This is a genomic window from Streptomyces sp. NPDC050263 (genome assembly GCF_040655955.1).
Taxonomy (GTDB): domain Bacteria; phylum Actinomycetota; class Actinomycetes; order Streptomycetales; family Streptomycetaceae; genus Streptomyces.
Genome location: NZ_JBFAKW010000012.1, coordinates 122,032 through 129,915 on the forward strand (window position 1 = coordinate 122,032; position 7,884 = coordinate 129,915).

Annotated in this window: 6 protein-coding genes; 2 read left to right on the forward strand and 4 right to left on the reverse strand. The window is 70.5% G+C overall.

From position 1 onward, the window contains the following. Positions 1–214: 214 nt before the first annotated feature. Positions 215–1,987, reverse strand: a complete 1,773-nt coding sequence (locus tag AB0J04_RS08370; RefSeq protein WP_363167569.1) for a DUF4192 domain-containing protein — start codon at positions 1,985–1,987, stop codon at positions 215–217. A 163-nt stretch (positions 1,988–2,150) separates the two neighbouring features. On the opposite strand from AB0J04_RS08370, the gene AB0J04_RS08375 reads away from it, so the two are divergent. Further along, the gene (locus tag AB0J04_RS08375) at positions 2,151–4,316 is read left to right on the forward strand and encodes a RecQ family ATP-dependent DNA helicase (RefSeq protein WP_363167570.1); all 2,166 of its coding nucleotides are present in this window, start codon (positions 2,151–2,153) and stop codon (positions 4,314–4,316) included. Positions 4,317–4,691: 375 nt separating this feature from the next. After that, entirely contained in the window at positions 4,692–5,312 is a 621-nt protein-coding gene (locus tag AB0J04_RS08380; RefSeq protein WP_363167571.1) for a hypothetical protein, read from the forward strand. Positions 5,313–5,675: 363 nt separating this feature from the next. Here AB0J04_RS08380 and AB0J04_RS08385 read toward each other — a convergent pair whose 3' ends face one another. From AB0J04_RS08385 to AB0J04_RS08395, 3 genes are all read right to left on the reverse strand, one after another. Next, a complete protein-coding gene (locus tag AB0J04_RS08385; RefSeq protein ID WP_363167572.1) occupies positions 5,676–6,314 on the reverse strand; it encodes a hypothetical protein in 639 nt (212 codons plus the stop codon). Between the two features lie 67 nt (positions 6,315–6,381). After that, complete coding sequence (locus AB0J04_RS08390) at positions 6,382–7,083, reverse strand: ribonuclease HII (RefSeq protein ID WP_363167573.1); 702 nt, start codon at positions 7,081–7,083, stop codon at positions 6,382–6,384. A 93-nt stretch (positions 7,084–7,176) separates the two neighbouring features. After that, positions 7,177–7,737 carry a TetR/AcrR family transcriptional regulator gene (locus AB0J04_RS08395; protein ID WP_363167574.1) on the reverse strand — a complete coding sequence of 187 codons (561 nt, stop codon included), beginning with the start codon at positions 7,735–7,737 and terminating at the stop codon, positions 7,177–7,179. Positions 7,738–7,884 lie beyond the last annotated feature (147 nt).

A 7,884-nucleotide genomic window follows, 5' to 3' on the forward strand; every position in this document is an offset into this window, starting at 1 on the left:
GCCCGTGCAGGCCTTCCGCCACTCAGGTGAACGGGGCAGGGCTCCCCCAGGTCACGCCCCCGGCTCCAGCCCCCACCGAATGGCGGCCGGAGGGGATACGCCGAGCCGACGGCCGTGCTTCACCATCACTCGCCTGCTCGCCCGCTCGCCCGCTCACTAGTGCCGCGGCCGTCGTTCGGAATGGCGTTGCCGGCCACGGCGGCACAGCGTCACGTCACGCCTGGCCGACGGTGTCGTCGCCGTCGGGCCGTGCTTCCTTCGAGCAGTTGCCACGACGTCGTGCGGAGGCTTTTCCTCCCGGGCGCGGACGGGAGCCTCCTCGGCTCGGCCCGGCGGGATGTGTGGTGTCTGTCCTCGCCGTGTGGGATCCCGCTCCTCCCGCAGCCGGCAGATGGCCGGTCCCGGCAGCGGCGGGACGAGAGCGGCGACGCCTGCGTGCTCCACCAGGGCGGTGCACCACTTCGGCTTCGCCGCGGCCGTCCACGTGCTCGTCCTCGTCCTCGTCCTCGTCAGGCTCGCCTGGACGGTTCCCCTCGCCCGGACGGTCCGGCCCCTGCGTTGCGGTGTGACCGTCGTGCTTCTCCCGCCCCTCCCGCCCCTCGCGCTCGGTGCGCAGACAGCGTCGTACGGACTCGGGGTCGAGGCCTTCGTTGCAAGCCTGGTGCAGGAGGCGCGCGAACAGATATTCCGGGTCCGCGCCCAGGGCCATGGCCAGGGCCTCCCTCGCCTCGAGTTCGTCGCCGCTGGACCAGGCGACCCAGCCCGCGAGAGTGAGGGGCGCCGCCGCATGCTCGGCGTACGATCCCACGCAACGGCGTGCCAGCGCTCGCCACAGCCTCAGAGCGGGGGCGGCCTCGTCGCCCTCCATCCACTGCGCCGCCCAGTCGCGTGTCACACGGTCCTGAAGGCCGAGGATCAGAGCCGCGGCCTCGTCGAGTCCGAGCAGTTCGTCGTCTCGGTGGTCCGCCAGAAGACCGCCGGACACGACGGGCGCTTCGGCGAGGCGTCGCATGACCCGTCCGGCCAGTTCGAGCGTCTCGTCGGCCACCGCCGGGCGACTCACCTCGTCGAGAATCCTTGGGATGAGCGCCATACCGGCGGTGTCCAAGGCGACTTCCTGTTCCAGCGCGGCACCGGTCTCGAGGGGCAGGAGCCGGGCCCGCAGCTCGCGCAGAGTGCCTCGGACCTGGATCCCCGCGTAGGTCGCGGCGGCCGCCAGCACGGAAGTCCCCGGCAGACCCATCGGGACGCCTTGCACCGGGCAGCAGCCCTCACCCCCGCAGCAGTACGACCAGAAACGGCCGTCGGAGATGCAGAGCGCCTCGATCACGGGGATGTCGAGGTTGCCGCATTCGACCCGTAGCCGGTGGGCCAGCGGCAACAGTCGTTCCATGACCTGACGGCCCGTCTCGCCCTTGTCCGGCTCCTGGCAGAGGTAGGCGACCATCTGCGCCGGACGGTTGCCTCGGCGCTCACTGCCTTTCACGAGCCCTTGCGCCAATTGGTGGGCGACGGCTTCCCAGTCGTCCGGGTTCGCGGGAATGCCGAGGCGGGCACGGCCACCGAACCTGCCCCGTCCGCCCTGGTCGTGCAGGGCGACCAGGACGATGCTGTCCTCCGGCCGGTACCCGAGTAGGTAAGGCAACGCGTCGGCCAACTCGGCCGGCGAACGCAGGGTGACCTGGTGGGCGGCGGCGCTTGCGCCGTACTCGGCGTTTCCGTCGTACACCGTGTGGCTGACGTACGCCGTGTGCCCGCTCGCCGGGGTCTGACCACTCATCGCCGTTTGCCCCTCACCTGGCGGGGGCCCGTCGTACGGCGCGCCCCCACTCCTTCCCTCCTGCTCCTCTTGCCCGTCCTGCCCGGCCTGCCCGTCCCATCGGCCCCGTCCGTCGTATGCGGCCCGGGCGCTGTGCCCGTCACATCCGTCACGTCCAGTGATGTCGCCGTTTTCGAAGGATCCAGTGGTTTCGCTGTGATTCGTCATGCGCAGACGATCTCGCGGATCAGGAAATCTCGCTGAGCCTGTGGATAACTCGAATCAGGGACATGCCAGACATAGGGGATCACCGGCTCCGGAGACCGCCGAGCGCCCTGCTCCCGACCTGGCCGGGACCGGATTGTCAGCGCCGTCCTGTTGTATGGGGGACATGGAGCACACGAGCAACGCGGATCTCCGGGCCGACGCCGACGCCGTCCTCGCCCGCCTCGTCGGCGACGCCTCGGGCGTGGCCCGGCTGCGCGAGGACCAGTGGCGGGCGATCGAGGCGCTGGTCGCCGACCGGCGCCGGGCCCTCGTCGTCCAACGGACGGGATGGGGCAAGTCCGCTGTCTACTTCGTGGCAACGTCCCTGCTCCGAGCACGGGGTTCCGGCCCCACGGTGATCGTCTCGCCGCTGCTCGCGCTGATGCGCAACCAGGTCGAGGCCGCCGCCCGGGCCGGGATCCATGCACGAACCATCAACTCCTCGAACCCCGAGGAGTGGGAGACCGTGCAGGGTGAGATCGCCGCGGGCGAGGTCGACGTCCTGCTGGTCAGTCCGGAGCGGCTGAACAACCCGGACTTCCGCGACCAGGTCCTGCCCGAACTGGCCGCCGCGACCGGGCTGCTCGTGGTCGACGAGGCGCACTGCATCTCCGACTGGGGCCATGACTTCCGGCCGGACTACCGCCGGCTGCGGACCATGCTCGCCGATCTCCCGCCGGGTGTGCCGGTGCTCGCCACGACCGCGACTGCCAACGCACGCGTGACCGCCGACGTCGCCGAACAGCTCGGCACCGGCGGCACATCGGACGCCCTGGTGCTGCGCGGCGCGCTGGACCGCGAGAGCCTCAGCCTGAACGTGCTGCGACTGCCCGACGCCGCGCACCGGATGGCCTGGCTCGCCGAGCACCTCGACGAACTCCCCGGCTCCGGAATCGTCTACACGCTCACCGTGGCCGCCGCGGAGGAGGTCGCCGCCTTCCTCCGGCAGCGCGGCCACATCGTCACCTCGTACACGGGCCGTACGGAGAACGCCGATCGGCAGCAGGCCGAGGAGGACCTGCTGGCCAACAAGGTGAAGGCGCTGGTCGCCACCTCCGCGCTCGGCATGGGCTTCGACAAGCCCGACCTCGGTTTCGTCGTCCACCTCGGCTCGCCTTCGTCCCCCATCGCGTACTACCAGCAGGTGGGCCGCGCGGGACGCGGCGTCGAGCACGCGGAGGTGCTGCTGCTGCCGGGGAAGGAGGACGAGGCGATCTGGGAGTACTTCGCGTCGCTCGCCTTCCCGCCGGAGGAACTGGTGCGCCGCACGTTGGACGTCCTCGCGCGCGCGGAGCGGCCCGTGTCACTGCCCGCCCTGGAGCCCTTGGTGGAACTGCGCCGCTCCCGCCTGGAGACCATGCTCAAGGTCCTGGACGTGGACGGGGCGGTCAAACGGGTCAAGGGCGGCTGGCTCGCGACCGGGAAGCCGTGGACGTACGAGACCGAGCGGTACGAGTGGGTCGCGCGCCAGCGCAAGGCCGAGCAGCAGGCCATGCGGGAATACGCGTCGACGACGGACTGTCGGATGGAGTTCCTCCAGCGCCAACTCGACGACGACGGCGCCAAGCCCTGCGGCCGCTGCGACAACTGCGCGGGCGCACGCTACACCGCCGAGACGTCCACGGCCGCGCTGGACGCCGCGCGCGTGGACCTGGGCCGCGCGGGCGTCGAGGTGGAGCCCCGTCGGATGTGGCCGACCGGCCTCCCGGCGATCGGTATGGAGCTCAAGGGGCGCATTCCCGCGGGCGAACAGGCGGCGAACGGGCGCGCCTTGGGACGTCTCTCTGACATCGGCTGGGGCAATCGACTCCGCCCGATGCTTACCGCCCAGGCTGCGGACGGACCAGTTCCGGACGATGTGGCCAAGGCCGTGGTGGGCGTGTTGGCCGACTGGGCGAAGGGCCCCGGCGGTTGGGCCTCCGGAGCGGCCGACGCCACGGTACGCCCGGTCGGCGTGGTCACCGTCGCCTCACGCACACGACCGCGGCTGATCCACTCGCTGGGCGCGCGCATCGCGGAGGTCGGCCGGCTGCCGCTCCTGGGGTCGGTGGAGTACACCGCCGACGCCTCGCCGATCTCCCGCAGCAACAGCGCCCAACGCCTCAAGGCACTCCACGGCATGCTGGACGTGCCTCCCGCACTCGCTGCCGCGCTCGCCGAGACCCCGGGCACTGTCCTGCTCGTGGACGACTACACCGAGACCGGTTGGACCCTCGCGATCACGGCTCGGATGCTCCGGCGTGCGGGTGCGCAGGGGGTGTTGCCTCTGGTCCTGGCCGTGCAAGGCTGACCTCAAGGGCGGCCGGCCCCTGGTCGATGCGGCGTCGGGGCGGCGACGGTGTCGGCGGTTTCTCGGCAGCGGTGTTCCGTCGGACGTCCTGCCTCGGGAGCCCGAACGCACGAACACTGCCCGAACACGCCTCGGACCCGGCTTGAACGGTGGGCGCATGCGTCGTTCCGCGAATCACTGGGTAGGGATATAAGCCACTCACCTCCATATAACGGTCGGTGGCCCCAATTGCTCGTTGCCGCATCCAAGTTCGACAGGAAGAATTGAGGTCCGCTCCCCGCACGGCTCGTCCGTAGTCCGGTAGGGCTCTGCTGCGGTGTGCGCTCCCCCGAATCCGACCCGCCCGCAGTGTGGGCCGTAGCCGAAGGGAGGATCGTGACCTTCGGATTCGCTCCGTCCTCGGCGGCATCGTTGTCGACGTCCACGTCCGCCACTTCCGCCAACCGTTTGCTCGAGCCTGCCGAATGGGCCGCGGCCGGCATCCCGCTGCTGCGCAACCCTCGGGAAGTCGTCAGCGGGCTCCACTCGCGGCACCGGCCACAGCTGGCCACCGCGATCGTGGCCGTGCTCGACCCGGACGAACGGGTGCGGGCCAGCGCCTCGTTCACCCGGCGCCAGGCATCGACCGACGGCTGGATGTTCCGCAACGCCCTGCTGGCACAACTGCGCCGGGTCGTCCCGCACGATCTGCGACGCCGTACGCCCGTGCGCACCGCCGTGCTGCTCTACTGCCGTGAGGGCGACGCGAACTGGACCGAGGAGGACGGTGCGTGGATGTGGGGCCTGCGTGACGCCTGCACGCTGCACGGGTTGCGCTGTGGTGCGTACATCACGCTGACCCAGGACGGCTGGCAGGTTCTCGGGGAGGGCCGCGGAGGGCGTCGTCCCAACTCGCACTCGGCTCCGGAGCCGTTCGCCCTGTCCGAGGCCCCGCCTCCACTGCCACGGACCGGCGGCTCCGCCTCAGAGGTACTGCGGCGCGCGGCCGCTCGCTGACGGGCAGCCGGTGTAACGCCTCGTACGCGACGTATCGGCGTCGGCGCCCGCAACGACGCGGACGCCACGCTGCTTGCCGGTGCCGTCGATCGGTACCGGCAGCCGCCGAGGAGAGGACCAGATCCCGCTCGGAGCGGACCCGTCGGACAACGCCGCGCAGGGTCGGATCAGGCCGCACCGGCCTGGGCGCACCGACCTTGGGCGCATCGAGACGTATGCGCCGAGACGACCTCCGTCATCCCGCGCACGTGCATCCGCGCACGGGAAGACATCGTGGGGGAAGGCATCATGCGGGCACACCACAGAGGCGCCGCGGCAGCGACGCCTCCATGATCCCGACGCCTCGCGGCCTGCCGGACGGACTCAAACGCCTGCGCCCAGCGCCGCGTTGATCGTCTGCGGGTCACCGCAGACGATCAGCAGGGCGGCGGCCCGAGCGCGGGCCAGCGGCAGAGTGGTGACGGCCACGGTGTCGGACCCGCCGTTGACGGCGACCACGACGACCGGACGCACACCCGCTCGGCTGACAACGGCGGCATCGGCGTAGAAGACGTCGTCCCCCGCGTCGTGCTGCGCCCAGTAGGGCGCCTCGCCGAAGGACAGCTCGTGGGCGGCCCAGGGATGCTGTTCGCCGGTGGTGATCACCAGCACGTCCCCCGGGGCACGGCCCGAATCCAGGAGGAGGTCCACGGCCTCCTCGGCGGCGTCCAGCGCGCCCTCGGCCGAGGCCGGGATCAACTGGACCTGGGGAGTCACCGACGCAGGCGCGGCGGCGACAGGAGCGGCCGGGGCCGAGGGCCCGGGCTTGGCGGCCACGTCACGCGGTGTGCGTTGCGCCGGCGGCGTGGGCCGAAGGGGTCCGGGACGACCCGGACGCGACGGAGCCGCGGGACGGGGTCCGGGTACGGGTCGAGGGGTCGGCGCTGTGCGGCCGCTGGCCGGAGTGGCGCGGGGACCCTGGGCACTCTCGTGAATCTGAGGCTCCTCGGGAATGAGAGGCATGGGCTGTTTTTTATCAAACGTTGGTGCGACACGCGCCAGCGGGTGGCACACGGTGCGGCCGGAATCGTCAGAAGTCGAAGCCGAGCTGACCTTCGATCTCCGGAACGCTTCCGTTCGCCCAGCTGCGGGCCTTCTTGAGGTGCCGCCACTGGGGCAGCGCATCAAGATACGCCCACGACAACCGGTGGTACGGGGTGGGGCCCCGCTCCTCCAGTGCGGCCTTGTGCACGGGGGACGGATACCCGACATTGTCTGCAAAACCGAAGTCTGCATGGTCGATACCCAGTTCGGCCATCATTTTGTCGCGCTGAACCTTGGCGATCACCGAGGCCGCCGCGACCGCCACGCACGACTGGTCGCCCTTGATCACCGTGCGAACCTGCCACGGGTCGCCGAGATAGTCGTGTTTCCCGTCGAGGATCACCGCGTCCGGGCGGATCGGGAGAGCTTCCAGGGCCCGCCCGGCGGCGAGCCGCAGCGCGGCGGTCATCCCCAGTTCGTCGATCTCCTCCGGGGAGGCGTGACCCAGGGCGTAGGACGTCACCCACGTCAGCAGCACCTCGGCAAGCTCGGTGCGCCGCTTGATCGTGAGCAGCTTGGAATCGGTGAGACCGGCGGGGGGTCGGCGCAGTCCGGTGACCGCCGCGCAGACGGTGACAGGTCCGGCCCACGCACCGCGGCCCACCTCGTCGACACCGGCGATGACCTTGGCTCCGGTGGTGGCGCGCAGAGAGCGCTCGACGGTGTGAGTGGGTGGTTCGTACGGCATGGCACCCTTAGATTACGCCGCCCGGATCCCCTCGCGACACCCCGGTCGGCACCGGTCCCTCAGGGTTCGAGGACAAGGGCACCGAAACCGCGCTCAGGAGGCGTCCGGCCGCAGCAACGGCAGCATGAGCCGGTCGATCATCTCATCGAGTTCTCGGTCACTCCATTCGCTTGCGCACACCTTGGATCGGTACATCATCATGGCCGGAATGACATCGAAGACGTATCCGTTCGCCGCGTCCGCTCGCACCTCACCCCTTGCAATTCCTCGACTGATGATCTCATGGAGGAGTTTGACGGTCGGCTCGATCACACCCTCGAAGATCAGAGTCTGGAAGCGCTCCGCCTGAGCTGGATCGCATTCGTGAATCACTGAGCGCAACGCGAAACCGGGACGGGAGAACATCGCGTCGCGCGCATAGCGGCACAGCGCCGCCAGATCCTCACGCACGCTCCCCAGATCGGCCGCGGCGTCCAGTCTGGGCAGTCCGGCCCGCAGAGCGTCCGCGACCAGGTCCTCCTTGGAGGGCCAGCGGCGATAGACGGCGGCCTTGCCGGTCTGGGCACCGGCCGCGACGCCCTCCATCGTGAGGCCGTTCCAGCCGACGGTGCCCAGTTGCTCCAGCGCGGCATCGAGAATCGCACGTTCGAGCACGGCGCCGCGCCGGCGGGGGGAGGTCGCCCGGGGGCTTCCCCCTTGTAGGTGAACACCTTCGATCCGGCCCCGCAGGGGACCGGCCAGAAGGAGTCATTTATGGTGATGAGGGTATACTCGCCCGAGTTCAAGGCCGACGCCGTCGCG

Coding starts and splice junctions, on each gene's coding strand:
- AB0J04_RS08370 (WP_363167569.1), bottom strand. CDS start 1,987: ATGACGAATCACAGCGAAACCACTGGATCCTTCGAAAACGGCGACATC.
- AB0J04_RS08375 (WP_363167570.1), top strand. CDS start 2,151: ATGGAGCACACGAGCAACGCGGATCTCCGGGCCGACGCCGACGCCGTC.
- AB0J04_RS08385 (WP_363167572.1), bottom strand. CDS start 6,314: ATGCCTCTCATTCCCGAGGAGCCTCAGATTCACGAGAGTGCCCAGGGT.
- AB0J04_RS08390 (WP_363167573.1), bottom strand. CDS start 7,083: ATGCCGTACGAACCACCCACTCACACCGTCGAGCGCTCTCTGCGCGCC.